This is a genomic window from Halopiger aswanensis (assembly GCF_003610195.1).
GTDB classification, from domain to species: domain Archaea; phylum Halobacteriota; class Halobacteria; order Halobacteriales; family Natrialbaceae; genus Halopiger; species Halopiger aswanensis.
This window is the reverse complement of sequence record NZ_RAPO01000002.1, coordinates 960,031-986,990: the sequence shown is the minus strand read 5'-3', so window position 1 is coordinate 986,990 and position 26,960 is coordinate 960,031. Positions and strand designations below refer to the sequence as shown.

The window sequence follows — 26,960 nt, the reverse complement described above, 5'->3', positions numbered from 1 at the left end:
CCCGCCCGGCCAGGTGATGAGTCAGGGCGTAATGAGCACCGGCGAGGGGATGCGGATCTTCCCCGACGTCGAGGCTTGCATCGACTGCGGCGGCTGCGTCGTCGCCTGCAAACGCACCTGGGATCGGGAGATCCAGAACCAGCGCATCGACATCACGACCATGGCCGAAGGCGTCGCCGGCCCGCAGGGCGAAAACGCCGACAAGACCGGCCGCCTCGAGGCCGGCGAGAACCCCGGCGAGACGAGCCTGCCGATGCAGTGTTACCACTGCGAGAACGCCCCCTGCGTGTCGGTCTGTCCGACCAACGCCCTGCAGAAGGAGGACGACGGCTTCGTCGCGGTCCACGAGGACCTCTGTGTCGGCTGTCAGTACTGCCTGTCGGGCTGTCCGTTCGGTGCGCCGCAGTTCCCCGACAGCGACGACGGCTCCGCCCAAATATTCGGCACCGGCGGCATCATGGACAAGTGTACCGGCTGCCGCGAGCGCCAGGAGGTCCAGAAGGGGCCGGCCTGCGCCGAGGAGTGTGCCACCGACGCCATCCTCGTCGGGGGCGCCGGCGAGATCGCCGACGAACTCGAGCAGCGGGGCAGCCAGCCGTTCTTCAACGACGAGGCCATGGAGGTCATCTTCGGCGCTGAGGACGCCCAACTGTTCCAAACCGATCAGCAAGAGCAATGAGCGACGAACGACCACCGGACGACCACGATCGAGACGACCACGCTTCCGGGTCACCGAGGCCGCCGGATTCGGCCTCGAGTTCGGATGCCCCGACCGACGACGGGCGGGTAGACGAATCGACCGCGGATCCGCCGAACGCGACGGCCGGCGGTGAGCCGAGTGAAACGAGGCGATCCTCATCAGATCTGGAATCTGATGGCGACGAACCGACCGACCGCCGTGAGCAAAACCAGGAGCAGGCCGACGGCGGGTACAGCGAGGAACGCAGGCCGCCGGAGCAACGCGATCGCGACCGCGAGTCAGCACCCGAATCCGGGACGGAACCCGAGCCGGAGGAACCGGGCGAACCCGCCGGCCAGCCGTCGGCCGGCGGCCGCGGCGACCGAGTCGCGTTCTGGCTCAGCGCTCTGTTCGGGCTGGCCCTCGCCGTCGGCTCTATCGCGCTCGTCTCCGGCCGCGCGCCGTTCTTCGAGGACGTGCTGCGGGTCCGCCCGTCCGTCGAAGGCGGCGGCGTCGGCGCCGACTGGGTCGTCGGCAACACCGAACCCGTCCTCGAGGCGATGATCACCGTCGTCCACTTCGCGGACGTCGTTATGGGAATCTTCATCCTCGTGATGGTGTTCATCCACTGGGCGGCGTTCCGACGGCTGGGCGCGCGGATGCGCCCGCCCAGCGGGACGCAGCGGCGGGAGACCGCCGCGGCGACCGACGGTGGCGTCAGCGGGAGCGGTGGCGATGGCGATGCCGATGCCGACGGCGACGGTGCTGGTGCTGGAAATACGGACCAAACCGGAGGTGATCGCCCGTGACAAACCTCGACCACGGGAAGTTCTCGCGGGCCACCACGATGTTCCACTCGCTGCTGGCGCTGACCGTGTTCGTCCTGTTCTTTACCGGCTACGCCATCGCCTTCAACACGGAGCTGTGGTGGCTCGTCGAGCTCATGGGCGGCAACGAGGGCGTGCTCTCGATCCACCGCGCCGCCGGCTTCTCGCTGATCGCGCTGACCGGGTTCTGGGTACCGTACATGCTGCTTCGCTCCTCGAGTCGCTCGAACTTCCGCTCCGTGTTGCCGAGCCCGGACGATGCACGCGCGTTCCTGCAGGACGTCAAGTTCGCGCTCGGCTGGGCCGACGAGCGCCATCCGTCGGCGCGCCAGTTCGCGGGGTTCAAGGCCGACGAGGTGCCGCTGCTATCGTACGTCGGGAAGGGCGTCATCTGGATCTTCACCGTCGAACTGATCTTGCTGATGATCTCGGGGCTGCTCATCTGGCGGAAGACGTGGCTGATCGACTTCTACAACTCCCAGTCGGTCGCCATGGCCTTCGTCGCCTTCCACGGCCTCCTCGGGATCATTATGCTGATGGGCGTGATGTTCCACACCTTCGAGCACGGGTTCCACCCCGCGTTCTACCCCGTCGAAATGAAGGCGTTCCTGCCGAAGGATATGACGCCGAACTTCCACGGCGACCCCGACGAGTACGAGACGACCGGCATCGAGCGCCTCCGGCGCAAACCCTCGTGGCGGTGGGCGACCAACGTCGTCGCCGTGCTCGTCGTCGTCGGCGTCGTCAGCGTGATGATGGCCAGCCTCGAGTACGGCGGCTACCCCGTGCCGGATACGCTGGCGTTCGGCGAGGGCAGCGTGCTCCGGACGATCGGCATCAACGCCGGCATCTTCGTGTTGCTGCTCGGGTTAGTGCTCTCGATGTACGGCAACGTCCTGCGGGCGCGATACGTGAGTCGTCGCGATCAGCGGGCGACGGGGGCGGCGACGGACGGCGGTGAGCCGAGTGAAACGAAGCGATCCTCGTCGGAACCGCGTTCCGACGGCGGTGAGGTGAGCGGAGCGAACCGATCCACATCAGATCCAAGATCTGATGGCGGTGAGGTGAGTGAAACGAACCGATCCGCAGCAGATCACGGGTCCACCGATCCCAACGACGACTAAATTCCGCAGTTTTCTTCGCTCGAGAATTGTAGGGTAGTTGAGTATCCAGCTATCGTCTTGCCGTTGGTGGCCTGTGTAAGCGCTCATTACGCGCCTCGAGTCCGTCGGAAATCCGACGACTCGCACCGGGATTTACGTGCCGTTACGTCGTGTGCGATAGTATGGCAGACCTGCTGTACTCGATCTACGCCATCGCCGTCCTCGTCGTCGCTGTCGGCGGGCTCGTCGGGGTCGCCTTCGGGACACCAAGCGGCGGCGGGACCGCGGGTCGAAACTACCGCTACGACGTGCTCGTGATCGTCGCCGCGCTCTTTATCGCCGCGCTGATCGCCGAGTTCCTGCTGTAGCGGCCTATACGCGGCTCGAGCGCGCCGCCGATAGCGTGCTGCTCGAGCCCTTTCGATGAATCGCCGCCGCCGACCGGCGCCAGTGAGAACGATCTTCGCCCGTCAGTCGATAACGCCCGTTTTCCGCGCGACTTCGTGGGCCGCTCGCTCGTTCATCCCGTCGCCCAGAATCGTGTACCGGTCGCGGATTTCGTGACAGGTCGTCAGCGCCTCGATCACGGTTTCGTCGTCGATGCCCAACTCCGCGGCCGTCGTCGGCGCGTCGATGCTCGCGAGCGCGGCCCGGATGTCCTGCCAGACGCCGTCCTCGCCGCCGTGCAGGTACGCCGTCATGATCGAGCCGACGCCGACCTGGTGGCCGTGTAAGGCCCCGTTGGGTTCCAACCGGTCGAGCTGGTGCGAAAAGAGGTGCTCGGCGCCGCTGGCCGGCCGCGAGGAGTCGGCGATGCTCATCGCGACGCCCGAGGACATCAGCGCCTTGGTGACGACCCAGGCCGACTCCTCGAGGCCGGGCCGGATGAGGTCGGCGTTGTCCACCAGAATCTCGGCGGTCATCTCCGAGAGCGCGGCGGCGTACTCGGAGTACTCGACGTCCTTGAGCCGCGTGGCCAGCCGCCAGTCCATCACCGCGGTGTAGTTGGAGATGATGTCGGCACAGCCCGCAGTCGTGAGTTCCCAGGGGGCCTCCGCGAGGATCTCGGTGTCGGCGACGACCGCCAGCGGCGGCTCGGCCGCGACGCTGTGGCGGGTGTCGCCCTCCGGGACGGAGCCGCGATTACTGACGATCCCGTCGTGGCTGGCCGCCGTCGGCACCGAGAGAAAACCCATCTCGAGGTGGTCGCTGGCCATCTTCGCGATGTCGATGGCTTTCCCGCCGCCGACGCCGACGAGGTACGATGCTTCCTCGGCTTCCGCGGTCTCGATCACCCGCTCGACCGAGTCGAAGGTCGCGGTCTCGATCGTGACGATCGCGGGATCGATGCCGGCGGCCTCGAAGTCCGCGGCGACCGGATCCGCGGCGACCTTTCGCGGCGTCGGACTCGTGACCAGCAGCGGCCGTCCCTGCAGGTGGAGGTCGTCGACGACCTCGACGACCGACGAGCGGACGCCGTGACCGACGACGACGTTTCGCGGCAGGCGAATCCACGTCGACTTCTCGAACATACCTACCCTGTCTCACCCGCGGGTCATACGTGTTTTTCCTCTCGGCCGATCGGAACCGACTGCCGAGACCACGACCGATCGCCGACCGCGCGGTCCGACGGATTCACGCCGCCCGGCGCCGATCAAGTGGATTCCGCCGATCCGCTGCTCCGCGTTTCACTTCACATGCCCTATCTACCAAACTCGAATGATACTAGGAACACGGATATATCTGCACTCCGGTAGCCGCTTCTCGAGCGTCTCGTTCGAATCCTCAAACCGAACTGCGATCGTAGCCGCCGTCGATCGTGATGATCTCGCCGGTCGTGAACGACGCCGCGTCGCTAGCGAGGTACAGCGCCGCGCCGCTGATCTCGTCGGGCGTCGCGACTCGCTCCATCGACGTCCGCTCGTCGACGCCCTCCCGGAATTCGGAGCCGTCCTCGAGTTTCGGGCCGGCGAGTTCCGTTTTGACGAAGCCGGGAGCGATGGCGTTGACGCGGATGTCGGGCGCGAGATCGGCCGCGGTCGCGCGCGTCAGCCCGTTGAGCCCCGCTTTCGCCGACACGTATCCCGCACGCTCCTCGCGGGACTGTTCGGCCGACATCGAGGAGATGTTGATGATGCTGCCCTCGTCCATGGCGGCGCCGAACACCTTGGTCGCCCGGAAGACGCCGGAGAGACACACATCGATATCCTGAAACCACTCGTCTTCAGTCATCTCCGTGACTGGTGCGGCTGCGACCGAGCCCGCCGAGTTGACGAGGACGTCGATCTCCCCGAGGGCCGCCTCGGCCTCGTCCTTGAGATTCTCGATCGACTCGAGGTCGCGCACGTTGCACGTCACTTCGGCCGTCTCGGCGCCGAGGTCGCGCAGTTCGGCCGCCGCGTCCGCGACGCTGTCTTCGGAGCGGCTGGATGCGACGACGTCCGCGCCGTTGCGCGCGAACGCGCGGCCGATCTCGAGGCCGATGCCGCTGGTCCCGCCGATAATTACGACGTTCTTGTCGTCGACGCTGATCGCGCCAGAGTTGTCTGTCATATGCGACCGGTACTCGAGGGGCGGTCGTGGTCACGGTTTCGATTTCGCTGTCCGGAGCGGACCTCGCCGTGGTTGTGTCTGTGTGCGCGAGTACAGCGACGACGCCAGACCGTCAGTCGGAGGGGGACGCCGAATCGGGACGGTACCCCTCGCTGATGGCCTTCCACTTGTTGGTGCGGAACCGCCAGTAGTTGATCGCGGCGGGGATCGACGCCTCCGCGAGGAAGGCAAGGTAGAGGCCCCAGTATCCAAGACTCGTCGTCGCACCCAGGTACGCCAGCGGAATCGCGCCGCAGAAGACGCCCAGCGCCTGGCTAAGGAAGGGAATCCGCGTATCGCCGCTGGCGTCGAGCGGTCCCGCGGCGGCGCCGCCGACGCCCTGGAAGAGCACCGCGATACAGGCTGCGTAGACGAGGTTGATGGCGATCGGAATCTCCGGGCTCGTCGGATCCTCGGCGAACAAGACGACGATGCGGTCCGCGAACAGCGCGATCAGGACCGCGAAGAGGACGTACGTCGCGAGGGAAAACCGGACGATGTCCCGGCCGTACGCCTCGGCGACTCGCTCGTCGTTCTTGCCCAGCGACTGGCCGACCAGACTCGAGGCGGCGAGGCCGAACCCCCAGCCGGGCGTGTTCATGATGCCCCAGATCCGGCGAGCGATGACGAACGCCGCGAGGGTCGGCTCGCCGAAGATGGCGAGGACGGTGAGCATCGGGAACTCCGCGACGGTCCAGACGAGATTCCGCGCGCCGATGGGCGTGCCGATGTTCACGAGGTCGGTCAGCGTCCCGACGTCGTAGTACCGGCCGAACGGATCGATCTGGACCGGAAACTCGCCGATGCCGGGTGCTCGACCGCGAGCGATCCCGACCGCGAACACCGCGGTGACGGCGACGTTCGAGAGGACCGTCCCCAGCGCGGCGCCGGCGACCTCCCACTCGAGGCCGAAGATGAAGACGGCGTTCAACGCGATGTTCGCGACCGCGCCGCCGGCGCGGACCTGCATCGCCGTGTAGGCGTCGTCGGCGCCGACGAGCGTCCGGCTGCCGACGAGGTTCAGCCCCGCGAACGGAATGCCGAGGCCGACGATCTGCAGGTACGTCGCGCCGTACTCGAGCGCCCGGTCGGTGCTCGCGATCGGCGCCACGAGCTGCTGGGGAAACAGCCAGAAGACGACCGTCACCGGGACGCTGATCGCGACGACCAGCAGCGTGCTCGACCGAACGGCAAGCGCCAGTTCGTCGTGTGCTTCGGCGCCGAACCGCTGGGAGACGAGCGCGATCGTGCCACCGGCGACGCCGCCGCCCAGTGCGAAGGCGAGCCCCCAGTAGGGACCCGCGACGCCGACGCCGGCGACCGCGGCGGTGCCGACGGCGACGCCGACCATCGCCACGTCGACGGCGCCTTTCGACATCCGCGCGAGTCCCGTGACGACGCGCGGCCACGCGAGATCCGTCGTTTCGACGGCGCGCTCGCGGTCGATCACGCCGATCCGCGCGAGCGCGAGCCCGATCGCGAGTATCGTCAACCGCACCGGATTCGAGTCCCGAAGCACGACAGTCACGCACCCCGTTTCGATCGGTCGGTCATAGGTGATCGTGAGCCGGCAAGGACTTCCGTTTCGTCCGCGGCCCGGCGACCGGAACGACTCGAGGGAAACCGTGGTGATATATCCGTCCCCGTGCCATACGGGCACACAATGACGGACCGAACGCGATACGAGGCGGCAGTCGAGAACGGCACCCTCTACCTCGAGGACGACGACGCGCGGATCGAGATCGGCCCGATGGACGCGGTCGTCGAACTGATCGGCGGCGAGACGTACACCCTCGAGTACGACGATCGACAGAGCGCGGCCGCCTGGTTGCCGACCGACGACGACAACACGATCACGATCGACGTCCGCGACTCGCTGCTCGACTGGGCCTACACCGAGGATTTCACCACGAACGTCGGCAACAGCCCGCTCGAGCAGACGGGCGACAGCGGCTACCCGGTTCGAACCGAGGTCTTCGCCGATATGGTGACTTCGATCTGGGATTCGAAGGGACACATGGAAGCGTAACGCTGCGGGAGCGGCGCTGACGGCTTTTCGTTCGAACCCCGCGAGCACGGCCCGCTTCGTCCTGACGTGAGATTCCTCGAGGGCAGCGTCTACAGAGACGATGGTCTGCTCACTGTTCTTTTTCTTCTTCTTCTGCTCGATTCGACGGCTACCCGTCGTTTCCGTGACGGAAGTCCGTTCTCCTGATCGCTTACGTAGTGCTTTCCCGACTGTCTCGCAATCAATCCACACTGTGTTGCGTAGTACCCGTGCTCGGTCCTATTCCTAAACAGGATTCTGTGATATAGAAACAGTCGCTAGTTCTGCGATCTTTGATTCTATAGCAGCTCCCGTCACCGACTGCAATTACAGTAGTACGAGTGTAATATATCTCTGTATTTGGCCGATATCTGGTAGTGGATTACGAGCGTACTCGTGTAATATTATATGCCCTCTCCACAGTTATTCGATCGAGAGTATCGGCTGTGATTCGTCGTCCTCCCGTTTCGTTACTGCCCCACCTGCGAGCGAGCCAACGGTTTGGAACCGACGAATACCGGCTGTTTCTTCAGTTTCCCGTTTCCTTCGATGCTGCCTTTCACTACTGTAATTGACTGACGGGATGTTCTGTATGAATGAAAGTAATTCTCGAGGAGTAGTTGCTATTGTGTATCGATCCAGAGTACCCTATCGATCCAGAACGCTGAGAGCAGAACTGACCGTTCGGTGCGGTCGCTGGTCTTCGGAATCGATCGACTCGGAAAACGACGGTGGAAACCGCGTTCCACCGGCCGAAAACTGAAATGAGCGACGACTATGGTGTAATTCGAGACGCTGAGCCGAACGGAGCGGTGCTCCGTGGAGTCGACGTCGGCTTCCGCGTCGAATACCGCGAATCAGCGATTCGCGAACTCGATGCCGTTACGCCTCGTCGAACAGCGTTTCGCCCTCGACCATGTGTTCCTCGACGGCGTCGAAGTCGAGCGTCAGGCCGAGCCCGGGCTTTTCGGGCACTTCCATGCGCCCGTTCTCGATAAGGTTGTCCTCCTCGACGAGGTCCTCCCACCAGCCCAGCTGGTAGCTGTGGTACTCGACGGCCAGCGAGTTCGGGATGGCACAGGCGGCCTGCGCGGAGGCCATGGTGCCGATCGGCGACGAGACGTTGTGCATCGCGACCGGGATGTAGTAGAGATCCGCGAGGTTCGCGATCTTCACCGTCTCGCGGATACCGCCCACGCGGGGCAGGTCCGGCGCGATGATGTCGACGGCCTGCTCCTCGAGCAGGCGGCGCTGGCCGTGGGTTCGGTAGACGTTCTCGCCGGTGGCGATCGGCGTCGTCGTGTGCTGGGTGACCTCCCGCTGGACGTCGTGGTTCTCCGGCGGGACGGGGTCCTCGAGCCACCAGACGTCGTACTCCTCGAGAGCCTCGGCGAGGCGGTGGGCGCTGCCGGAACTGAAGGCCCAGTGGCAGTCGAAGGCGACGTCCGCGCGGTCGCCGACGCGCTCGGTGACTTCCTTGACGATTTGGACCTTGTGGTCGATTTCGGGGTTGCGCAGGTGGCGGTTCGCGCGGTCGACTTCGTGGCCCGAGGGAACGTCGAGGTCGAACTTGATGGCGTCGTAGCCGAGTTCCTCGACGACGCGCTCGCCCTCGTCGGCGCAGGCGGTCGGGTTGGCTTCGTCTTCGGTGTGGAGGTCGCAGTAGATGCGAACGTCGTCGCGGTACTTACCGCCGACGAGCTGGTAGGCCGGCACGTCGAGGATCTTCCCGGCGATGTCGTGGAGGGCGATCTCGATGCCCGAGATGGCGGAGATCGTTTTGCCCGAGATCGAGCCCTCGCCGGACATCTTCTGGATCATGTGCTCGTAGAGGCGATCGATGTCCAGCGGGTTCTCGCCGATAATAAAGGGCGCCATCCGCTGCATGATCGCGTCGTCGCCGCCGCCCCAGTAACACTCGCCGTTGCCGACGATGCCGGCGTCCGTGTAGACGCGCACGAGGATCCACGGGTAGTTCCCGTCGACCATCGTCGTCTGGACGTCCGTGATCTCGACGTCGCGCGGTCCGCGGTCGGCCTCGAGACCCATCGTCTCCGAGGACAGGTCCCGCATCGTGTACTCTGCGTTCGGATCTCGCAATGTCCGATAGTTCGGCATACGATCAATGCATACGCGTCGGGGTATATCACGTTTGGCATGTTGCGCCGTCGCACGTGACTACGACCCGACAGTTTTACTCGGCGCTCGAGAGATATCCAACGTTCACTCTTACAGAACGGATCTGTACCAAAAAGAAATGAGCGACGACGTGAAACCGACTACTCGTCTCCGGCCTTAGAAGCCGTCGTAGACGGTCTTTTCGATGGTGTAGAAGTCGATACCCGCGTCGCCCTGCTCCCGCCAGGTCTCGCTCGAGGAGCGCTTGAACCCGCCGAAGGGGACGTGGAGTTCGAGCCCGGTGGTCTTGTCGTTGACCTTCGCGACGCCGGCTTCGACCTCGCGGACGAAGCGCTCGGCTTCGGTGTGATCGTCGGTGACGATACTGGCCGAAAGGCCGTACTGGACGTCGTTGGCCGTCTCGAGGCCGTCCTCGAAGTCCTCGACTTCGATCACTGCGAGGACCGGCCCGAAGACTTCCTCCTGGGCGATGCGGTAGTCGTTCTCGACGTCGGTGAAGACCGTCGGCTCGACGTAGTAGCCGTCACCGAAGCGGTCGCCCTCGGGCTGGCCGCCGCCCGTCGCGAGGGTGGCGCCTTCGTTCTCGGCGATCTCGATGTAGTCGAGCGTCCCCTCGAGTTCGCTCTCGGTGACCTGCGGACCCATGTCGTACTCGTCGCCGGGGCCGATCTCGATGGATTCGGCCTGCTCGACGACGGCGTCGACGAACTCGTCGTAGACGTCCGTGTGGACGATGGCACGGGAACAGGCGGTACAGGCCTGGCCGGTGACGCCGAAGGCGCCGTTGGCGACGATTTCCGCGGCTTCGTCGACGTCGGCGCTGTCGGTGACGACGGTCGGGTTCTTGCCGCCGAGTTCCGTCTGGACGCGCTTGCCGTCGTCGGTCGCCTTGTCGTAAACCATCTCGCCGACTTCGCTCGAGCCGGTGAAGGAGACGGCGTCGACCTCGTCGTGGGTCATGATCGCGTCGCCGACCGTGCTGCCGGGCCCGGTGACGACGTTGGCGGCGCCGTCCGGGATGCCGGCTTCGTCGAGCGCCTTGAAGATCTCGAGCGCGACGCCGGGGGCGACCGACGCCGGGTTGAGGACGATCGTGTTCCCGGTCGCGAGCGCGGGGGCGATCTTCCAGGCCGGGATGGCGATGGGGTAGTTCCACGGGGTGATGAGCGCAGCGACGCCGACGGGCTCATCGACCGTGTAGAGGTTCGTGCGCGGGCCGCTGGCGCTTTTGACGTTACCGCCGAGGTCGCGGGTCTTCTCGGCGTAGTAGTAGAAAATGTCGATCGCGCGCTGGACCTCGCCGCCGGCTTCGGCGTGGGTCTTACCCTCTTCGCGCGTGAGCAGTTCCGTCAGTTCCTCCTTGCGGTCGGCCAGAATCGAGCCGGCCTCGCGCAGGATCGCACCGCGCTCGGGAGCGGGCGTGGTGGCCCACTCCTCTTCGGCGGCCGCGGCAGCCTCTACGGCCGCGTTGGCGTCCTCGGCGCTGGACTGCTGGTACTCGGCGACCACTTCCGCGGGAGCGGCCGGGTCTTCCGTTTCGAACGTTTCGCCTGTCTCGGAGTCCGTCCAACTTCCGCCGACGTAGTTTTGGTAGCGTTCGGTCACACGTGTTCTTTCACGGTCATCCTATACGATTCTTGTGATCCCTGCGGGATTTTCGTATGGCATGTATTGGCACGGACTATCAGACCGTTCCGCTCCGACTCGAGTTCGTGAGCGGTAGTCGTAACTCGAAATGAACACCAGAGCTAAGACGGACGAGCGAAATGGTAGTACCGACATGCGTTATTACCAGCTTCGCGAGGAGGGGACTCCTCGCCTTGCAGTGAAGACTACGGATGGACTGTACGATCTGACTGCGGCGAAACCGCAACTCCGAACGCTCGAGGATCTCTTTACTGCTGCGACGATCGCCGATAGTTCGCTCGACCGCGTCGCGGAGCGACTACTCGACGGCGCGGACGTGCTCTCGCCCGACGTGCTGGATACGGAGCGCGACGGCGACGGCGCCGTGTCGGCACCGATCTCGACCGGTGAGGTGTGGGCAGCCGGTGTCACCTACCGCATTAGCGAGGAGGCGCGCAAGGCCGAGAGCTCGATGGCGGACATGTACATCGACGTCTACGACAGCGAGCGCCCGGAGGTCTTCTTTAAGGCGACGCCGAGCCGAACGGTGGGCCCGGCAGAGCGGGTCGGCATCCGCGCGGATTCGGAGTGGGACGTGCCCGAGCCGGAGCTGGGCGTCGTGCTGTCGGACGGGGAGATCGTCGGCTACACGATCGGTAACGACATGAGCAGCCGCTCGATCGAGGGCCGCAACCCGCTCTACCTCCCGCAGGCGAAGGTCTACGACCGCTGCTGTGCGATCGGTCCCTGCGTTCGTTCGGCCGATTCGGTCGACGACCCCCACGATCTGGAGATGTGGATGACGATCAGCCGAGACGGTGAGGTGCTCTACGACGACTCGACGAATACGGGGAAGATGGTGCGCTCGGTCGAGGAACTCGTCAACTGCTACACCAGCCACAACGCCGTTCCCGATGTCTCGGTGCTACTGACGGGGACCTCGCTCGTTCCGGACGACGACTTCACGCTTCGGGAAGGCGATCTGATCGAAATCGGCGTCGAGGACATCGGGACGCTCTCGAACACCGTCGTCGAAGTATAACTCACTGCGATTCGGTATCGGTAGCCCTCATTTCTGATTGCTGGGCGTAATCGTGCGCCGTCACCGATCCCACGTCTCGTCGGAACAGGCATTTTAGACGCTTCTCTGCGGACTCGAGGCACCGATCGGAAACGGGTCGTCGGGATAGTCTACCCAGAACGACACCGGCGACGTGGTCTGGCTAGGGGCAAGACTCTCGTGGTTGACGACCGAGACGACCCGCTCGAGTCGAGGTGTCGAATCGTAATCAACGGAGTGGTACCAGAAGATATTGCGCCGGACAGTGAATCGGTGCCGACGCTGGCTGCCCGCTCGTGGGGGGTGCGTGTGGGGACGCAGCAACGGCTCGACGATACGCGGGACCCGAAAAATGAAACATGGATTTAGTGATCGCGGTCGCGGCTCTATTCGACTCGCTACGTTCGCGTCTGTCGCCGTCTTATTCCGGTGCGAGGTCGTTCTGGAGCAGGTAGTGCGTGATGCGGTTCGAGGTCAGCCAGTCGTCGGTCTCGAGGTCGAAGTCCCACTCGCCGGCGTTAACCCAGTAGTGTTCGCTCCACGGGAAGACCATCGCGGCGGGGAGGAGCTGGTTGTGCACCCAGGCGAGATTGCTCGCGTGCTCTTGGACCGCTTCGTCGGTGTCGGCCGTCGAGAGCGCCTCGAGTTCCTCGGGGATGTTGATCGTGACCGTGTCGCCGTCGGGGTTGCCGACCTCCGGCACCTCGACCTCTTCGGCGAAGAGGTCGCGGTCGGTCGTGAAGATCCCGCGGGTGGTGCTGTACATCTCCTCGTACAGGTCCGAGTGCGCGTGGTACTCGCGGGCCATCCCGTAGTTGAGGTGGATGGTCAGGTCGTAGGCGAGGTCGTTCTGGGTTTCGGCCTGCCAGGTCGGCATCTCCTGGACGTACCAGTCGACGTCGATCCCGAACTCGGCGAGGTTATTGTACACCATCTCCGAGTGGGTCTCGAACCAGTCCCCGACCGGGAAGTTCAGCGTCCACAGGTCGCCGTCGGGCGTCTCCCACATGTCGTCACCGTTGCGGGAGAAGCCGACCTCCTCGAGCAGTTCGGCCGCACGGTCGGTGTCCTGGGGTGCGTAGTTGGGCATCGCGTCGAGCACGTCCTCCGAGACGAAGTTCTCGATGTAGCCGGAGTCGATGCCGCCGGAGTACTCGTCGACCGGCGTTCCGGGCGAGGTCACTTCGGTGACGTTCGGCATGTCGACCGCGTACGCGATCGCTTGGCGAACTTCGGGGTAGTCCCGAATGTACTCGTCCTCGCCGCCGAAGATGATCGCGAGCGTCTGGCCCGAGTAGGACACCGGCGGTTCGTCGTACTTCTCCGGCAGGTCCTCGAGGGTCGGGTCGTTGTGGAGCCAGTCGACGTCGCCCGACCGCAGTCCCTCCTCTTCCTCGTAGATGCCGACGCGGAGGAAGAACTCCCAATCCTGCGCGATCGGGTGGTTCGGATTCGGCAGCCGGTCCGCGTACTGTTCGTTCGCTTCCGCGTAGAAGAACGGCCCCGAGTACTTGACTTCGTTCCACTGGGGCTCGAAGCCGATCACGTCTTCTTGAACCGACTGCTGTTCCTCCTCGGAGCTCGCTTCTTCGAACTGCTCGAGGAAGTCGCCGTACTGCTCCGCGGAGACCGTCAGCAGCGTCTCGGCCCACTGGGCCTCCCACAGGCCCTGCTCGAGGTCGGTGTACTCGTCGCGGGGTTCGATCTCCAGCGTGTAGTCGTCGACGGCGCGGACGCCCTCGTCGGGATCGATGTACTGCTCGATCCCCATCTGCATGTAGCCGTCCATCCGGATTCTGGCTGCGAAGTCCTCGGCCGTGATGTCGGAGCCGTCGTGCCAGCCGTAGTCTTCGCTGAGTTGCACCTCGACGTTGTTATTCTCGTCGACGGTCCAGTCCTCGGCGACGCGGGGGATGTACTCCCCGCGTTCCGTGTTGTAGACGGCGAGGTACTCGAAGCAGGTCTCCTGCATGTCGCCGCCGTTCCAGAGTTGGTGGTACTCGTTGAAGATATACTCTCCGTTGTACGGATTCGCTGAACTCCCCGGGTTCGCCTCGTGCATCTCCTCCTCGTAGTTCTCGGGGATCTCGGCTTCGATTTCTTCCGTATTACTACCGAGGACGTCGTCGGGATCGTCGCCGTTTCCGTTCCCCCCGGAACAGCCTGCGATCGTTGCTGCGCCCGCTGCACCGGTCAGGGCCAACATCTTCCGTCGCGATAGATACTCCTTGCTCTGATTGTCTGCTGGCATCGGCCTAATATGTAATATTATCCATTATAAACGTTTCGGGGGTGTCTCACACACAATGGGGGCACGCTACCACATCGTTCGAGACCATCCAGTATCGGTTCAACCAGTCCGGCGCGGCGCCACACCAGTATTCGGATTTACCATTATATCTGTTTTCCGTCAGAGCGTGCGCGTCTCGTTCCGCTCGGCGGCGTCGTAGATCGCTTCGATGGCCTGCATATCGACGAGGCCGTGTTCGGGCGTCGCGTACGCCGATCGATCGTCGAGCAGGCAGTCGGCGAAGTAGTCGAACTCTTCTTCCATCTGGTCGACCTGCGGCGTCTCGATGTCGATCGTCGTCTCACCGACCGTCGCTCGAAGGCTGCTCTCCGAGTGGAACGCGGGCTCGATGCACAGGCGCCCGTCGCTGCCGACGATCCGCAGGAAACTGTCGAGGTGTGCGTGCTGGCTGGCCGTGCAACTCGCGAGCGTCCCGTCCTCGAAGGTCACGTTGAAGCTCGCGACTTCGTCGGGCACGTCCTCGAAGTACTCGTGGCTCGAGTCCATCATCGACTGGACGGCGACCGGATCGCTCTCGAGGACGAACCGCGTCGTGTTCAGCGGATAGATGCCGAGGTCGGTCACGCTCGTGCCGGGGCCGGCCAGGTCGGGATCCAGCCGCCACTGATCGGGCCCCCAGCCGGTGATCGACTGGGACATGTTTCCGTGCACGTGGACGGGGTCGCCGATCGAGCCCGCGCGAACGAGTTCGCGAGCTCGCCTGACGGCCGGCTCCGTGTGCATCCGGTAGGCGATCATCGCGGGCACGTCCGCTGCCGCGTCCGCGAGTCGCTCCGCGCGCTCGAGGGTTGCCTCCATCGGTTTCTCGCAGAGGACCGCCTTGTCGTGGGCGGCCGCGCTCTCGACGAACTCGAGGTGGCGAGCGTTCGGCGTGCAGACGTAGACGGCGTCGTAGGCGTCGACAGCGGCGCCGTCGTGGAACGCCTCGGCCGACAGTCCCGCCTCCACGGTGTCGTGCTCGGCGGCGACCCGTTCCGCCTTTGCCGCCGATCTGCTGACGACGACGGTCGTCTCGCAGAACGTCGAGTTCTCGATCGCTGGCATCGCCCGTTCTCTGGTCCACCATCCGAGGCCGACCAGCGCGAACCGGACGACGCCGTCGTCGTCCGCCGACGCTTGCCAATCCCGATGTGTGAACGACTCTAGGTAGTCGCGTACGTCGTCTAACCCCATGTACAGTTGGTTGCGGATACCCCGTAATAAATCGCTACGGTTACGTGCGCACTGTGCTGACCGGTGGCCGATGGCAATTCGTCACGGGCCGTCGCCTCCGAGGTCCGTGGAACGATCGGCTCGTCTCCGGCTAGCCCCCAAAACGCCGGGTCTCACATGATGGAATGATATATATGACGAAAGCCCAAACGTGATATCGAATGTCACGTGCCATCGGTCTGTGGTCTCTCAACACTGTGTGCCAATCGGTTGCACACATCGTCCGACAGGGTGAGTGAACATGTCAAGTAATACGCTCGATACGGCGGAGATGAACGATCGAACCGCGGCGGATCCCGTCATCACGGTTCGAAACGCAAACGTTCGGTTCGAGATGGACAAGGGAACGTCGAACGTGCTCAACGACGTCAGTATGGACATCCACCGCGGGGAAACCCTCGGCGTCGTCGGCGAGTCCGGCAGCGGGAAGTCGATGTTCGCCGACGCCTTGCTCGACGCCGTCGTCGATCCGGGGATCTTGACCGGCGAGATCACCTTCTATCCGGAGGACGGCGAACCGGTCGACGTGCTCAACCTCGAGCCGTGGGAACTGCGCGAACTGCGCTGGGAGAAGATCTCGATGGTCTTCCAGGGCGCGATGAGCGCGTTCAACCCGACGATGAGCATCGGCGAACACTTCGAGGAGACCCTCGACGCCCACAACTGGGACAAGGCGGAGGGTCTCGAGCGAGCGCGGGAACTGTTCTCGGATCTCCACCTCGAGCCCGACCGGATGATGTCCTCGTTCCCCCACGAGCTCAGCGGGGGCCAGAAACAGCGCGCGCTGATCGCGTTGAGCCTGATTCTCGAACCGGAAGTGCTCGTCATGGACGAGCCGACCGCCGCGCTCGATCTGTTGATGCAGCGCTCCATTTTGAACCTGCTGTACGACATCAAGGACAAGTACAACGTCACGCTCGTCTTTATCAGCCACGACCTGCCGATCGTCTCCGGGTTCGCCGACCGGCTGGCGGTGCTGTACGCCTTCGAGTTCGTCGAGGTCGGCGAGGCCAACGAGATCCTCGGCAACTCGGTCCACCCCTACACGCGGGCGCTGCTCAAGTCGACGCCGAACCTCGAGATTTCGCTCGACGAAATGCGGCCGATCGAGGGCGAGAGCCCGGACCCGGTGAGCCACCCGCAGGGGTGTTCGTACCATCCGCGGTGTCCGCTCAGCGACGAGCGCTGCGAGGTCGACGATCCGGAGTTTATCACCGTCAACGACGACCACGAGGTCCGCTGTCACTACTGGGAGCAGGCCGACGAAGCGGTCCCCCTCTCCTTCGGAGGTGACGACGAATGAGCGACGACGACCCCGTGATCTCGGTGCAGAACCTCGACGTGCACTTCGAGGACTCCTCGATGCTGAACTCCGTGACGCCGTCGTGGCTCAGCGACCGGCTCGGCCTCGAGGAGGACCCGACCGTCCACGCCGTCGACGACATCAGCCTGGACCTCGGCGAGAACGACGTCCTCGCGCTGGTCGGCGAGAGCGGCAGCGGCAAGACCACCCTCGGCAAGACGATGGTCGGCCTGACTCGGCCCACGAACGGCTCCGTCGAGTACCGCGGTCACGACATCTGGGACGTCCGCGAGGGGAAGGACGACGACATCACCTTCGAGGAGATCCGCCGCTCGCTGCAGATCATCCACCAGGACCCCGGCTCCGCGCTGAACCCCTACCGGTCAGTCCTCGAGAACCTCGAGGTCCCGCTGAAGCGCTGGCACCCCGAACTCAACTACGCCGAGCGTCGCGGGCGGATCCTCAAACTGCTCGAGCGGACCGGGATCAGCCCGCCGGAGGACTACGCCGAGCGGTACGTCCACCAGCTGTCGGGCGGCGAACAGCAGCGCGTCGCCCTGATCCGCGCGCTGTTGGTCGAGCCCGAGGTCATCCTCGCCGACGAAGCCGTCTCGGCGCTCGACGTCTCCCTTCGCATCGGCGTGATGGATCTCTTCCTCGAACTGCAGGAGATCTTCGACACCTCGTTCGTGTTCATCAGCCACGACTTAGCGAACGCCCGCTACCTCGCCGGCAAGTCCGGCGGCAAGATCGGCGTGATGTACCTCGGCGAACTGGTCGAACTGGGGACGGCCGAGGAGATCATCCAGAACCCCAAACACCCCTACACCAAGGTGCTCCAGTGGGCGACGCCGGAACTCGACCCCGAACAGGCCGAACAGGCGATGCGCGAGTCGCCGCCGGTCCGGAAGATCGACATCCCGGACGCGACGAACCCGCCGTCGGGCTGTCGGTTCCACACCCGCTGTCCGAAGGCCCGGGAGGCCTGCCGCGAGCAGTCACCCGAGTTCTACGAGAGCGACAGCGACGAGCCCCACAAGACGAAGTGTTTCCGCGAGGTCGAGGACCACGAGTACTGGGAGAGCGAGGACCTCGTCGACGAAGATGCCTTCGAGGAGTCGTCGACGATCGACGATTCCTCGGCGGCCGACTGAACTCGTTTTAGTAGCAGTTTCCGACGAGATCGAATCGACATTCGCGAACTACCTGCGATCTGCAACCGTCCTGTGATTGTGACTCTCGATGGAGGTTCTGCGCTCGAGTTCCCGTTCCGTTACCGTCGATCCTGCATCGTCGCCGACCGCTAGAACGGTTCCCAGTCGGAGTAGAGTGCGAGTCCCGTCCCGACGGCCGTCACCGAAAGGGCCGCCGCACTCACCTGGCCGATGACGTACGACGGCGTTCCCGGCTCGAGGTAGAGAAACGACCAGCCGAGCAACAGCAGGAACGCGACTGACAGGGTAAACATCCACATCCAGAGCTGCTGGCTGTAACTGGATGGTTGGCGCGAGTGAGTGCTCGAGCGTGACATCGATGCGAACGACTAGCGCGTCTACGTAGATAAACGTACGGGAGCCGCTCTTCGCGCCGGTGTAGCCACCGTTCGAGGAAACAAGTCGCGGGGGCGAACCGGTCGGCCGTGATGGCAGACCGCATGATTGATATGGTGTGGCACCGACCCATTCTATCATGATCGACGTTTACATGGAGAAGTTCGAGCACCCGTACCTGCTGGCGCTCGTGCCGATCGCCTGCGTCCTGTTTACGTTCGCAGTTATCGCGAGCGTCCTCGGCGCCAACACGTGGGCCGGATTCCTGGCCCTGTACACGATGGCCGTGCTGATCATCTGCGTGATCGGTCACATCGCCGTCTACACCATCGCGTACAGCACCGAAGTGCTGCGCCAGTGGCGCATTCGCCGCTCGAAGCTCGAGTAACGTCGTCGAACCGTCTGCGGGGCTTTTTCACCGGTTTCCCACGCACTCGTCACCAATTCGACTCGTGTTCCTCGAGTCTCTTGAGAGGCTCGAGGCGAAAACCGTGCGACGCCGTCGTTACTCCCGCGGAACGCGCCCCTTCTCGTCCGGAACCCCTGAGTGCTCGTAGAAGTACTCACAGAGCCGGTCGCGCCACCGCTGGGCCTGCACGACGTGTTCGTCGAATCGCTCGGTGACGTGTCGATACCGCTGCTCGTCGACGACGCCTTCGAGCGACTCCCACTTCGCCCGCAGTTCCCGGACCTCCTCGACGCCCGCGTAGCAGTTGTCGTACAGCGTCTGGATCACGGTTCGGCCGTCCTCGAGTTCGTACTCCCAGGGGAGGTGGTGGAAGAACAGCAGGAGTTCCCGCGGGCAGGTCTCCGGATCGTCGTACCGCTCGGTGATCGGATCGCGGTACTGGGCGGCGTAGCCGCTACCCTCGGAGGTGCGGTCGACGCCGATGCCGTCCTCGGTCGCGCCGACGTACTCGGGCCACTCCTCGGGGCCCGGATCGTAGTGGTTCTCGAGGGCATCCTCGCCGTTGTACATCATGTGCATCAGTCCGAGACCGCCGGTGTGGTAGTCGATACAGGCCTGCCAGGAGTCGAGCAGAATCTCCGTGACGGTTTCGACGACCGCCTCGTCGTGGCCGAACGTCTGGCGCGCCCACTCCTCGATGATCGCCCCCGACTCGAGATCGGGATCCCAGCACAGGCGGCCGAAGCCGTAGAGGTTCGACTGGAGGAGGAGGTTCCCGGTCCAACTGGGGTCTTCGCCGACGATGCCGACCCCGGCGATGCCCTGCCCGTCGCGCTCGGCGAGCACGTCCTTGACCGGCGTGCCCTCGCCGTCGGCGTAGGTGTCGAACTCGAGGACCTCCTTCCACATCGGAACGTGGGACGTAGCGTGGACGCCCTGGCCGGTGTATTCGCCGGTGAGCTGGAGTTCGCAGCCGAGGTTCGTCTCGGGCATCGCGCCGAACAGCGTCGAGACGGGTTCGCGCTGCTGGAAGTCGATCGGGCCGTTCTTGATCTGGACGGTGACCTTGTCGTGGAACTCGCCGTCGATGTGTTCGAAGGCCTCGTAGGCCTGGACGGCGCGGTCGTCGTGCTCGGAGTAGACGAACGCGCGCCACCAGACGCGGCCGTCGCGGTCCTCGAAGGCTTCGCCGAGGACGTTCGCCCCCTCTGCATGTGACCGGTTGTAGTCGTAGGGGCCGGGCTGGCCCTCGGAGTCGGCCTTGACGAGGAAGCCGCCGAAGTCCGGAACGATCTCGTAAATCTCGTCGACCTTGTCCTGCCACCACTGGCGGACCTCCGGATCGTGCGGGTCGGCCGTCTCGAGGTCGCCCAGCCGGATCGGCGCGGCGTAGTTGATCGAGAGGTAGATCTGAATGCCGTAGCGGCGGAAGACCGAGGCCAGCGCCTCGAGTTTCTCTAAGTTCTCGGACTCGAGCAGTTGCCAGCCGGCCCGCTCGGCGACGGCGTCATTGGCGGTCGGCCGCGAGGGAATGCCCGTGTTGACGTTGTTCGGCACGACGCCGTTGATACCGACCGACGCGAGCAGGCGCGCGTAGTCGTAGTACCGCTCGCGGACGTCGGGCAGGCGCTCCCAGTCGAAGATCGACTGGCCGGCGTAGCCGCGTTCGACCGAGCGGCGGAACGGGTTGTCCCAGTGATTGATGATTCGGGAGTTGTTTGCGGGCTCCTCGACGATGTCGAGGTCGTCGATCGGTTTCCCCAGCGCCACGCGCCGCAGGAGGTGGAAGGTGCCGTACACCAGCCCGCGGTCGCTCGGGGCCGTCACGACGGTACACTCGTGGCCCTCCCACTCGACCGTGCGGATGACGTAGCCGTCCTCGTGGAGGGCCCAGACCTCGTCCGGCTCGATCGCCTGGTGAATCGGCCGCATCTCCTCGGGGTGGCCGATCACGAGGAAGCTATCGACCGATCGGGGCGGGTGCTGCCAGCAGTGCGGTTCCCGGCCGAGCATGCCCTCGAGGCCCGTTCGGAGTTCGGCGCGAACGGCGCCCAGTTCCGGCGCACCTTCGGAGACGTACGCGTGGGAGAGTCGCCGGCGGTACGACGCGCGCTTCGAGTCGTCGACGCGCTCGTACCGGAGCCAGCAGTCGTCGTAGGTCGTATCGAACATTCGTGTGGCCATGAGTGACACCACCCTAAAAACGTTCCCGGTTAGGCGACCGCGCCGGCACTCGAGGACCGCGCGAACGGTGCGGAGTCGGGTCGGCGACGTGCAACTACGTAGATTTCTTCCCCTCGAAACTTCCCCTCGAAACAGGCGGCATTTCTTAGAACAAAAAACGTTATAGTTGCCTGTCTTGACTGGGGAGATACGATGCGAGACGATAGCATGGAGAGCAGCCGATACTGCGATCGGAAGACGATCAGGCGCCGGCCGGTTCTGGCGTCGCTGGGGGCGCTCGGCGTCGCCGGCGCCGTCGGGACCGGTGCCGGTACTGCGAGAGCGGCCGCTGGGACAGCCCAGGATACCGACTGGGAGACTGCGGCCGAAGAGCGGATTCGGGAGCACCGAACTGCCGACCTCGAGGTGCGGGTCACCGACGGCGAGGGGACCGAACTCGACGGTGCCGAGGTCGACGTCGAAATGCAGGCCCACGAGTACGACTTCGGGACGATGATCCACGCGGAGTTCCTCACCGAGGGGACCGAGTGGGGAAGTCCGCTCGAGGCGCCCGACGGCACGGAATTCGACGAGGAGGACCGACAGCAGTACCGCGAGACCGTCGCGGACCTGTTCAACACGGTCGTTCTCGAGAACCTCCACAAGTGGAACCAGTGGGAGGACAACCAGGAAATCGCGGACAACGCGGTCGACTGGGCAGTCGAGCGCGATATGGACGTTCGCGGCCACGTCTGCCTGTGGGGCAACGTCGGCGCCTGGGCGATCCCGGCCGACGTCGTCGAGGCGATGGGGATCGAGTGGGAGGCCGGCGGCGCGACCGACCCCGACCACGACCCGGAGTACGTCGTCGAGCGCGCGAACGAGCACATCGAGGAGATCATCTCCCACTACGGCGAGGACATCAAAGAGTGGGAGGTCAAAAACGAGGTCCTCCACGAGACGGCCATGATCGAGGCCGTCGAGGGCGAAGACGTCGACCCGACCACCGCGGAGATCCTCGGCGACTGGTACGAGCACGCCGAGGAAGTCGCCGACGAGTACGGCGTCGAGATCGCCGTCAACGACTACAACGCGCTCGAGGGCGGCTACGACGACACCCAGGCCGAGTACGAGCGCCAGATCGACTACCTGGTCAACGAGCGCGGGATCGACCTCGACGGAATCGGCTTCCAGTGTCACTTCGCCGCCGACGAGACGCTGGAACCCGACGAACTCCTCGCCGACCTCGAGCGCTACGAGGGCTACGGCGCGGGTTTCCGGGCGACCGAGTTCGACACCTTCCAGGGCGACTGGGAGAGCCCCGAGGAACAGGGCGAGTTCCTCCGAACCTTCCTGAAGACGTGGTTCAGCCACCCCGACACCGACTCGTTCCTCGTGTGGGGCCACTGGGACGGCGTCCACTGGGCCCCGGACTTCGACGGCTCCGAACCCGACGGCGTCCTCTTCGATCTGGACTGGAACACAAAGCCGGCCCACGACCACTACACGGACCTGGTCTTCGACGAGTGGTGGACCGACGAAACGGGCGAGACCGACGGCGGCGTCTACGAAACGCGGGCGTTCAAGGGCGAGTACGAGATCACCGCCCGGTACGACGGCGCGGAGACGACGACCGCGGCGACGGTTTCGGACGGCGGCGAGACCGTCGAACTGACGCTCGAGGGCGACTCGGGTGGCAGTTCAGACGGCGACTCGAGCGACGGCGACTCGAGCGACGGCGGCGATGCCGACGGGAGCGGTGACGATGAGGGCGGCGCCGACGGGATCGGGGACACCGACGACAGCGTTCCGGGCCTCGGCGTCGCTACGGGGCTTGCCGGCCTCTCGGGACTCGCCGGCTACGCCGTGATGCGGGGCGACGAGGAGGAGTCGTAAGGAGTCGTCGGCTCGAGCGCTACCGGTCCGCGAGCGCCGCTTTCACCGCGTCGTAGGCCGGCTTTTCGTCGTACCGATCGTCGAACAGCAGCGGATCGCCGGTGTAGCGCTCGCCGAAGTCCTTGAAACTCCGGAGCCAGGAACTGCCGTCGTGGACGCCCCACGTGACGATCGTGTCACAGCCCGCGTCGCGGCAGGCGTCGACGACCTCGCGGTAGTAGTCGGCCTGAACCTCGTCGGCGTTTTCGGGCGCCTCGCCGGCGTGGAACGCCACGTCCATCTCGGTGATCTGGACGTCGAGACCGAGGTCTTGGAACCGTTCGATATTTTCGGCGATCGAGTCCGGATCGGGGTGGTCGCCCAGCGCGTGTAGCTGGAGGCCGACGCCGTCGATCGGGACGCCGTCGGCCAGCAACTCCTCGAGGAGGTCGTAGATGGCGTCTGACTTCTCGTTTACCGCGTCGGCGCCGTAGTCGTTGTAGTAGAGGTCGGCGTCGGTGACCTCGGCGGCCCACCGGAAGGCGTCCGCGAGGTAGTCCTCGCCGAGCGCGTCGGACCAGACGGTTTCGCGCATCGAGCCGTCGTCGTCGACGGCCTCGTTGACGACGTCCCAGGCGTCGATTTTCGCCCGGTAGCGCCCGGCGACGGTGTGAATGTGGTCTCGCAGGAAGGTTCGCAACTGGTCCGGCGTGTAGTCCCAGGCTTGGAACCAACCGGGCTTCTGGTTGTGCCACACGAGCGTGTGCCCGCGCACGTACATGTCGTGCTCGACGCCGAAGTTGACGATCGCGTCCGCGTCTTCGAAGTCGTAGGTGTGACGCGACGGGCGGAGCGGCCCCATCTTCAGGGCGTTCTCGGGCGTGATCGCGTTAAACTCGTTTTTGGCGGTCTTCCAGTAACTCGGGTCGACGCGCAGCGCGTCGGGATCGAGCGCGGCGCCGATCCTGAACTCGTTGCTATCGGCGACTGTACGCAGCGTTGGCTCGTCAGACATCGTCTCGAACAGCGGTAACGAGTCACATAAAACGTGTGAACGCGGCAGGATGGCACGGCGGGCGAGGCGAACACCGCGCTGCGCCGCTCGAGCGCGTCGGGCGGCGCCACAGGCGTAAGGATTGTATGGCTGGTTTTCGAATCCTGTCCCATGGGAACGACTGAGACGCAGCGCGCGGTCGCCAAGTGGGGGATGCGCCTCTCCGTCCTGGTCGGCGCGCTCGGCCTTCTGTACTTCACGACGCGCGGAGAGGTCGTGACGGGCATCGTCGTGGCCGGCCTGTTCGGCGTCGGCAGCTACTGGGAGTACAAACGCCGGATGCGCGATCTCGATCGCGTGGACGCGGCCGAGCAGACGCGGGATCCGTTCGAAGAGCGGGAGCGTCGTCGGTGAGGTGTTCGCTGGCGCGTCACCGTCGTTCAGTTCAGGTCAGCGCTCACAGAAGTACGGAATAATCTCGTCCTCGTAGTGGCGCAGCGTCTCGTCGAAGTCGCCGACCGGGATGAGCACCAGATTGTCCACACCCGCGTCGGCGAAGGCCTCGATCCGCTCGATCGCCCGCTCGGGGTCGCCCGAGATCGTGACGTCGTCGACCGCTTCCGCCGGAATCCGTTCGGCGGCTGCGAGCAACTGCTCCTCCTGCTCGTCCGTGAAGGCCATCTCCCGCATGATCGGCGTCTCATCGGCGATCTCCTCGTACCCCATCTCGGCCAGCAGCGGCGGCCGGAGCGCGAGCGTCGTCCGGTTTCGCTCGACCGCGATCTCTCGAGCCTCGTCGGCGTCGTCGGTGACGGTCGTCGGCACCATCACCGCACGGTCGATCGACTCGGGGTCGCGGCCCCTGTCCTCAGCGGCCGAGAGCACGCGCTCGAGATCCGCAGCGTACTGCTCGGGCGAGTGAATCCACGGGAACCAGCCGTCGGCGACCGCGCCGGCGAAGCCGCGCATGCTGGGGCCGTAGCCGCCGACCCAGATCGGCGGGCGGGGCTCCTGGACCGGATCGAGGCCCATGTGGGCGTCCTCGAGGCCGTAGAAGTCGCCGTCGAAGTTGAAGGGGTCGTCGGCCCGGGAGTTCCAGAGGCCGTCGATGACTTTGACCGCCTCGACGAACTGCGAGAACGGGTCGTCCCACTCGATGTCGGTCATCGGCGTGAAGTTGAACGCCTCGCCGGCGCCGATCCCCAGCCCTGCGCGCCCGTCGGTCATCCGATCGAGCGTGGCGGTGCTGTGGGCCAGTTCCGTCGGGTGACGGCGCACCGAATCGGTGACGCCGGGCATGATCGTCGCGCTGTCGGTGTGCTGGGCGATCGCGCCGAGCACGGTGAAAGCCTCCCAGGGCGGATCGACGAGGAACTCGTCGGATCCGGTCGGGTGGAACAGGTGGTCGGGCAGCGTCAGCACGTCGAAGCCGGCCGCCTCGGCGCGTTTCGCTTGCTCGACGGTACCGGAGACGTCGCCGTAGGTGACGACCTGGCAGCCAAAGTGCAGGTCGCTCGGATCGGTGCCGTTCATGGACGGGTGATTCGTCGACTCGCGGTAAATAGGTGGGCGGTTTCGCGACCCAGCCAGGGGTCGGCGTCCCGCCGGCGGCGCTGCCGCGCGGTGCATCCGTAGTTTTATAGTCGATTCGCCGGGACGTGACGCGTATGAGCTTCCTCGACGAGGACTATCTCCTCGAGACCGACGCCGCCCGAGAGCTGTACGACGCCATCGCCGACCTGCCGATCGTCGATCCCCACACCCACGCCGACGTCGCCGAAATCGTCGCAAACGACGGCTGGAACGACATCTGGGAGGTCGAGGCCGCGACGGACCACTACGTCTGGGCACTGATGCGCAACTGCAGCGTCGACGAGGAACTGATCACCGGCGACGCCGACAACCGAGAGAAGTGGACCGCCCTCGCCGAGGTGTTCCCGCAGTTCGCCGGCAACCCGACCTACGAGTGGGTCCACCTCGACCTCAAACGGCGCTTCGGTATCGAGAAGCCGATCTCCGCCGAGACGGCCGACGAGATCTGGGCGGAAACGAAGGCCCAACTCGCCGCCGACGACATGCGCCCGCAGGAACTGCTCGCCGAGATGAACGTCGAGGTCGTCGGCAGCACGGACGATCCGACGGACGACCTCGCATACCACGAGCGCGCCGCTGACGAGGTCGAAGGCGTCGACATCGTCCCGACGTGGCGCGCGGATCGGGCCGTCAAAATCGAGCGCCCCGAGTGGACCGACTTCGTCGCCGAACTCGAGGCCGCGACCGACGTTAGCACGGACGACTTCGACGGCTTCCTCGCGGCGCTCGAGGCCTCACACGACTACTTCGCCGGGCGGGGCTGTCGGGCCTGCGACCTCGGGATCGAACAGCCCGTCTCGCGGCCGGTTAGCGACGAACGCGCACGCGAGATCTACCGGCGGGGACTCGCGGGCGGCTCGCTCTCGGAGCGCGAGGTCGAGGACTTCCAGGCGTACCTCACCGAGTACATCGGCGAGTTGAACGCCGCGAAAGGGTGGGTCACGCAGCTACACATCGGGCCCGTCCGCAACTACCGCGACTCGCTGTTCGAGCGGCTCGGCCCCGCCGCCGGCGGCGACATCTCGACCCGGGACGTCGACCTCGCGAAGCCCCTCGAGCACTTCCTCAACCGGTTCGACGACGAGATGGACGTCGTGCTCTACACGATCGACCCGACCCACTACCCGACGATCGCGACGATCGCGCGGGTCTTCCCGAACGTCACGATCGGCCCGGCCTGGTGGTTCAACGACAGCCCGTTCGGCATCGAGGGGCAACTCGAGTACGTCGGTACCGTCGAACTGCTCTCCCAGCACGCGGGCATGGTCAGCGACTCGCGAAAGCTGCTGTCGTACGGCTCGCGCTTCGAGATGTTCCGCCGTTCGCTGGCGAACGTCGTCGGAAAACAGGTCGACCGCGGGCAGGTGCCGATGGACGTTGCGCGGGACCTCGTCGAACGGCTTGCGTACGACCGGCCGAAAGAACTGTACGGGTTCTGATCGGCGTCCCGTCGGTTCGCGTTCGCACCCGAACCGAA

The 26,960-nt window shown here is 65.1% G+C and carries 23 protein-coding genes; 12 read left to right on the top strand and 11 right to left on the bottom strand.

The annotated features are described in order from the left end of the window. Window positions 1-16: 16 nt before the first annotated feature. The 4 genes from ATJ93_RS11815 to ATJ93_RS11800 all read left to right on the top strand — a co-directional run bounded on the left by ATJ93_RS11815 (window position 17) and on the right by ATJ93_RS11800 (window position 2,977). Window positions 17-679 carry a 4Fe-4S dicluster domain-containing protein gene (locus ATJ93_RS11815; protein ID WP_211334062.1) on the top strand — a complete coding sequence of 221 codons (663 nt, stop codon included), beginning with the start codon at window positions 17-19 and terminating at the stop codon, window positions 677-679. Continuing rightward, window positions 676-1,488, top strand: coding sequence for a hypothetical protein (locus ATJ93_RS11810; RefSeq protein WP_120244825.1), 813 nt, complete (start codon window positions 676-678; stop codon window positions 1,486-1,488). The genes ATJ93_RS11815 and ATJ93_RS11810 overlap by 4 nt, the downstream gene beginning before the upstream one ends. After that, on the top strand, window positions 1,485-2,630 hold the full coding sequence (locus ATJ93_RS11805; protein ID WP_245977552.1) for a cytochrome b/b6 domain-containing protein: 1,146 nt from the start codon (window positions 1,485-1,487) through the stop codon (window positions 2,628-2,630). The genes ATJ93_RS11810 and ATJ93_RS11805 overlap by 4 nt, the downstream gene beginning before the upstream one ends. A 161-nt stretch (window positions 2,631-2,791) precedes the next feature. Then, window positions 2,792-2,977, top strand: coding sequence for a hypothetical protein (locus ATJ93_RS11800; protein ID WP_120244824.1), 186 nt, complete (start codon window positions 2,792-2,794; stop codon window positions 2,975-2,977). A 102-nt stretch (window positions 2,978-3,079) separates the two neighbouring features. On the opposite strand, the gene ATJ93_RS11795 is transcribed toward ATJ93_RS11800, so the two are convergent. From ATJ93_RS11795 to ATJ93_RS11785, 3 genes are all read right to left on the bottom strand, one after another. After that, window positions 3,080-4,141, bottom strand: a complete 1,062-nt coding sequence (locus ATJ93_RS11795; RefSeq protein ID WP_120244823.1) for an NAD(P)-dependent glycerol-1-phosphate dehydrogenase — start codon at window positions 4,139-4,141, stop codon at window positions 3,080-3,082. A gap of 253 nt (window positions 4,142-4,394) precedes the next feature. Then, a complete protein-coding gene (locus ATJ93_RS11790; protein WP_120244822.1) occupies window positions 4,395-5,162 on the bottom strand; it encodes an SDR family NAD(P)-dependent oxidoreductase in 768 nt (255 codons plus the stop codon). Between the two features lie 112 nt (window positions 5,163-5,274). Beyond that, a complete protein-coding gene (locus ATJ93_RS11785; RefSeq protein WP_120244821.1) occupies window positions 5,275-6,720 on the bottom strand; it encodes an MATE family efflux transporter in 1,446 nt (481 codons plus the stop codon). Window positions 6,721-6,864: 144 nt separating this feature from the next. On the opposite strand from ATJ93_RS11785, the gene ATJ93_RS11780 reads away from it, so the two are divergent. Next, on the top strand, window positions 6,865-7,230 hold the full coding sequence (locus tag ATJ93_RS11780; protein ID WP_120244820.1) for a hypothetical protein: 366 nt from the start codon (window positions 6,865-6,867) through the stop codon (window positions 7,228-7,230). A gap of 900 nt (window positions 7,231-8,130) precedes the next feature. Here the strand turns inward: ATJ93_RS11780 and ATJ93_RS11775 are convergent. Both ATJ93_RS11775 and xacF read right to left on the bottom strand, forming a co-directional pair. Next, the gene (locus tag ATJ93_RS11775; RefSeq protein ID WP_120244819.1) at window positions 8,131-9,366 is read right to left on the bottom strand and encodes a mandelate racemase/muconate lactonizing enzyme family protein; all 1,236 of its coding nucleotides are present in this window, start codon (window positions 9,364-9,366) and stop codon (window positions 8,131-8,133) included. Window positions 9,367-9,543: 177 nt separating this feature from the next. Continuing rightward, window positions 9,544-10,992, bottom strand: a complete 1,449-nt coding sequence (gene xacF / locus ATJ93_RS11770; protein ID WP_120244818.1) for a 2,5-dioxovalerate dehydrogenase — start codon at window positions 10,990-10,992, stop codon at window positions 9,544-9,546. Between the two features lie 175 nt (window positions 10,993-11,167). Here xacF and ATJ93_RS11765 point away from each other — a divergent pair, with 175 nt between their 5' ends. Then, window positions 11,168-12,055: a fumarylacetoacetate hydrolase family protein gene (locus ATJ93_RS11765; protein WP_120244817.1), complete on the top strand. Its 888-nt coding sequence runs from the start codon at window positions 11,168-11,170 to the stop codon at window positions 12,053-12,055. 439 nt (window positions 12,056-12,494) lie between these two features. Here the strand turns inward: ATJ93_RS11765 and ATJ93_RS11760 are convergent, their stop codons facing one another. Both ATJ93_RS11760 and gfo6 read right to left on the bottom strand, forming a co-directional pair. Further along, the gene (locus tag ATJ93_RS11760) at window positions 12,495-14,324 is read right to left on the bottom strand and encodes an ABC transporter substrate-binding protein (protein ID WP_120244816.1); all 1,830 of its coding nucleotides are present in this window, start codon (window positions 14,322-14,324) and stop codon (window positions 12,495-12,497) included. 159 nt (window positions 14,325-14,483) lie between these two features. Beyond that, on the bottom strand, window positions 14,484-15,557 hold the full coding sequence (gene gfo6 / locus ATJ93_RS11755; protein ID WP_120244815.1) for a D-xylose 1-dehydrogenase Gfo6: 1,074 nt from the start codon (window positions 15,555-15,557) through the stop codon (window positions 14,484-14,486). Between the two features lie 280 nt (window positions 15,558-15,837). Here gfo6 and ATJ93_RS24055 point away from each other — a divergent pair, with 280 nt between their 5' ends. Both ATJ93_RS24055 and ATJ93_RS24050 read left to right on the top strand, forming a co-directional pair. After that, window positions 15,838-16,899, top strand: a complete 1,062-nt coding sequence (locus ATJ93_RS24055) for an ABC transporter ATP-binding protein (RefSeq protein WP_120244814.1) — start codon at window positions 15,838-15,840, stop codon at window positions 16,897-16,899. Further along, window positions 16,896-18,053 (top strand): ABC transporter ATP-binding protein, encoded by a 1,158-nt coding sequence (locus ATJ93_RS24050; RefSeq protein WP_120244813.1) that lies wholly within the window; start codon window positions 16,896-16,898, stop codon window positions 18,051-18,053. Before ATJ93_RS24055 ends, ATJ93_RS24050 begins: the two co-directional genes overlap by 4 nt. A 149-nt stretch (window positions 18,054-18,202) precedes the next feature. Here the strand turns inward: ATJ93_RS24050 and ATJ93_RS23245 are convergent, their stop codons facing one another. After that, window positions 18,203-18,430 carry a hypothetical protein gene (locus tag ATJ93_RS23245; RefSeq protein ID WP_147376646.1) on the bottom strand — a complete coding sequence of 76 codons (228 nt, stop codon included), beginning with the start codon at window positions 18,428-18,430 and terminating at the stop codon, window positions 18,203-18,205. A 158-nt stretch (window positions 18,431-18,588) separates the two neighbouring features. Between ATJ93_RS23245 and ATJ93_RS11740 the strand changes: the two genes are divergently transcribed. After that, complete coding sequence (locus tag ATJ93_RS11740; RefSeq protein ID WP_120244812.1) at window positions 18,589-18,837, top strand: hypothetical protein; 249 nt, start codon at window positions 18,589-18,591, stop codon at window positions 18,835-18,837. A gap of 117 nt (window positions 18,838-18,954) precedes the next feature. Here the strand turns inward: ATJ93_RS11740 and ATJ93_RS11735 are convergent, their stop codons facing one another. Continuing rightward, window positions 18,955-21,030, bottom strand: coding sequence for an alpha-glucuronidase family glycosyl hydrolase (locus tag ATJ93_RS11735; protein ID WP_120244811.1), 2,076 nt, complete (start codon window positions 21,028-21,030; stop codon window positions 18,955-18,957). Between the two features lie 204 nt (window positions 21,031-21,234). Here ATJ93_RS11735 and ATJ93_RS11730 point away from each other — a divergent pair, with 204 nt between their 5' ends. Continuing rightward, window positions 21,235-22,917 (top strand): endo-1,4-beta-xylanase, encoded by a 1,683-nt coding sequence (locus ATJ93_RS11730; protein ID WP_120244810.1) that lies wholly within the window; start codon window positions 21,235-21,237, stop codon window positions 22,915-22,917. 19 nt (window positions 22,918-22,936) lie between these two features. On the opposite strand, the gene ATJ93_RS11725 is transcribed toward ATJ93_RS11730, so the two are convergent. Continuing rightward, entirely contained in the window at window positions 22,937-23,911 is a 975-nt protein-coding gene (locus tag ATJ93_RS11725; protein WP_120244809.1) for an endo-1,4-beta-xylanase, read from the bottom strand. A 150-nt stretch (window positions 23,912-24,061) separates the two neighbouring features. Between ATJ93_RS11725 and ATJ93_RS11720 the strand changes: the two genes are divergently transcribed. Further along, entirely contained in the window at window positions 24,062-24,304 is a 243-nt protein-coding gene (locus ATJ93_RS11720) for a hypothetical protein (protein WP_120244808.1), read from the top strand. 36 nt (window positions 24,305-24,340) lie between these two features. On the opposite strand, the gene ATJ93_RS11715 is transcribed toward ATJ93_RS11720, so the two are convergent. Further along, window positions 24,341-25,423 carry an LLM class flavin-dependent oxidoreductase gene (locus ATJ93_RS11715; RefSeq protein WP_120244807.1) on the bottom strand — a complete coding sequence of 361 codons (1,083 nt, stop codon included), beginning with the start codon at window positions 25,421-25,423 and terminating at the stop codon, window positions 24,341-24,343. Window positions 25,424-25,557: 134 nt separating this feature from the next. Here ATJ93_RS11715 and uxaC point away from each other — a divergent pair, with 134 nt between their 5' ends. Continuing rightward, complete coding sequence (gene uxaC, locus ATJ93_RS11710; RefSeq protein ID WP_120244806.1) at window positions 25,558-26,922, top strand: glucuronate isomerase; 1,365 nt, start codon at window positions 25,558-25,560, stop codon at window positions 26,920-26,922. Window positions 26,923-26,960 lie beyond the last annotated feature (38 nt).

Excerpts from the sequence above, each read along its gene's own strand:
- ATJ93_RS11735 (WP_120244811.1), bottom strand. The coding sequence starts at position 21,030 with ATGTTCGATACGACCTACGACGACTGCTGGCTCCGGTACGAGCGCGTC.
- ATJ93_RS11795 (WP_120244823.1), bottom strand. The coding sequence starts at position 4,141 with ATGTTCGAGAAGTCGACGTGGATTCGCCTGCCGCGAAACGTCGTCGTC.
- ATJ93_RS11775 (WP_120244819.1), bottom strand. The coding sequence starts at position 9,366 with ATGCCGAACTATCGGACATTGCGAGATCCGAACGCAGAGTACACGATG.
- ATJ93_RS11725 (WP_120244809.1), bottom strand. The coding sequence starts at position 23,911 with ATGTCTGACGAGCCAACGCTGCGTACAGTCGCCGATAGCAACGAGTTC.
- ATJ93_RS11760 (WP_120244816.1), bottom strand. The coding sequence starts at position 14,324 with ATGCCAGCAGACAATCAGAGCAAGGAGTATCTATCGCGACGGAAGATG.
- ATJ93_RS24055 (WP_120244814.1), top strand. The coding sequence starts at position 15,838 with ATGTCAAGTAATACGCTCGATACGGCGGAGATGAACGATCGAACCGCG.
- uxaC (WP_120244806.1), top strand. The coding sequence starts at position 25,558 with ATGAGCTTCCTCGACGAGGACTATCTCCTCGAGACCGACGCCGCCCGA.
- ATJ93_RS11790 (WP_120244822.1), bottom strand. The coding sequence starts at position 5,162 with ATGACAGACAACTCTGGCGCGATCAGCGTCGACGACAAGAACGTCGTA.
- ATJ93_RS11765 (WP_120244817.1), top strand. The coding sequence starts at position 11,168 with ATGCGTTATTACCAGCTTCGCGAGGAGGGGACTCCTCGCCTTGCAGTG.
- ATJ93_RS11720 (WP_120244808.1), top strand. The coding sequence starts at position 24,062 with ATGGGAACGACTGAGACGCAGCGCGCGGTCGCCAAGTGGGGGATGCGC.
- ATJ93_RS11810 (WP_120244825.1), top strand. The coding sequence starts at position 676 with ATGAGCGACGAACGACCACCGGACGACCACGATCGAGACGACCACGCT.
- ATJ93_RS11715 (WP_120244807.1), bottom strand. The coding sequence starts at position 25,423 with ATGAACGGCACCGATCCGAGCGACCTGCACTTTGGCTGCCAGGTCGTC.
- ATJ93_RS24050 (WP_120244813.1), top strand. The coding sequence starts at position 16,896 with ATGAGCGACGACGACCCCGTGATCTCGGTGCAGAACCTCGACGTGCAC.
- ATJ93_RS11800 (WP_120244824.1), top strand. The coding sequence starts at position 2,792 with ATGGCAGACCTGCTGTACTCGATCTACGCCATCGCCGTCCTCGTCGTC.
- ATJ93_RS11740 (WP_120244812.1), top strand. The coding sequence starts at position 18,589 with ATGATCGACGTTTACATGGAGAAGTTCGAGCACCCGTACCTGCTGGCG.
- ATJ93_RS11730 (WP_120244810.1), top strand. The coding sequence starts at position 21,235 with ATGCGAGACGATAGCATGGAGAGCAGCCGATACTGCGATCGGAAGACG.
- ATJ93_RS11815 (WP_211334062.1), top strand. The coding sequence starts at position 17 with ATGAGTCAGGGCGTAATGAGCACCGGCGAGGGGATGCGGATCTTCCCC.
- ATJ93_RS23245 (WP_147376646.1), bottom strand. The coding sequence starts at position 18,430 with ATGTCACGCTCGAGCACTCACTCGCGCCAACCATCCAGTTACAGCCAG.
- ATJ93_RS11780 (WP_120244820.1), top strand. The coding sequence starts at position 6,865 with ATGACGGACCGAACGCGATACGAGGCGGCAGTCGAGAACGGCACCCTC.
- gfo6 (WP_120244815.1), bottom strand. The coding sequence starts at position 15,557 with ATGGGGTTAGACGACGTACGCGACTACCTAGAGTCGTTCACACATCGG.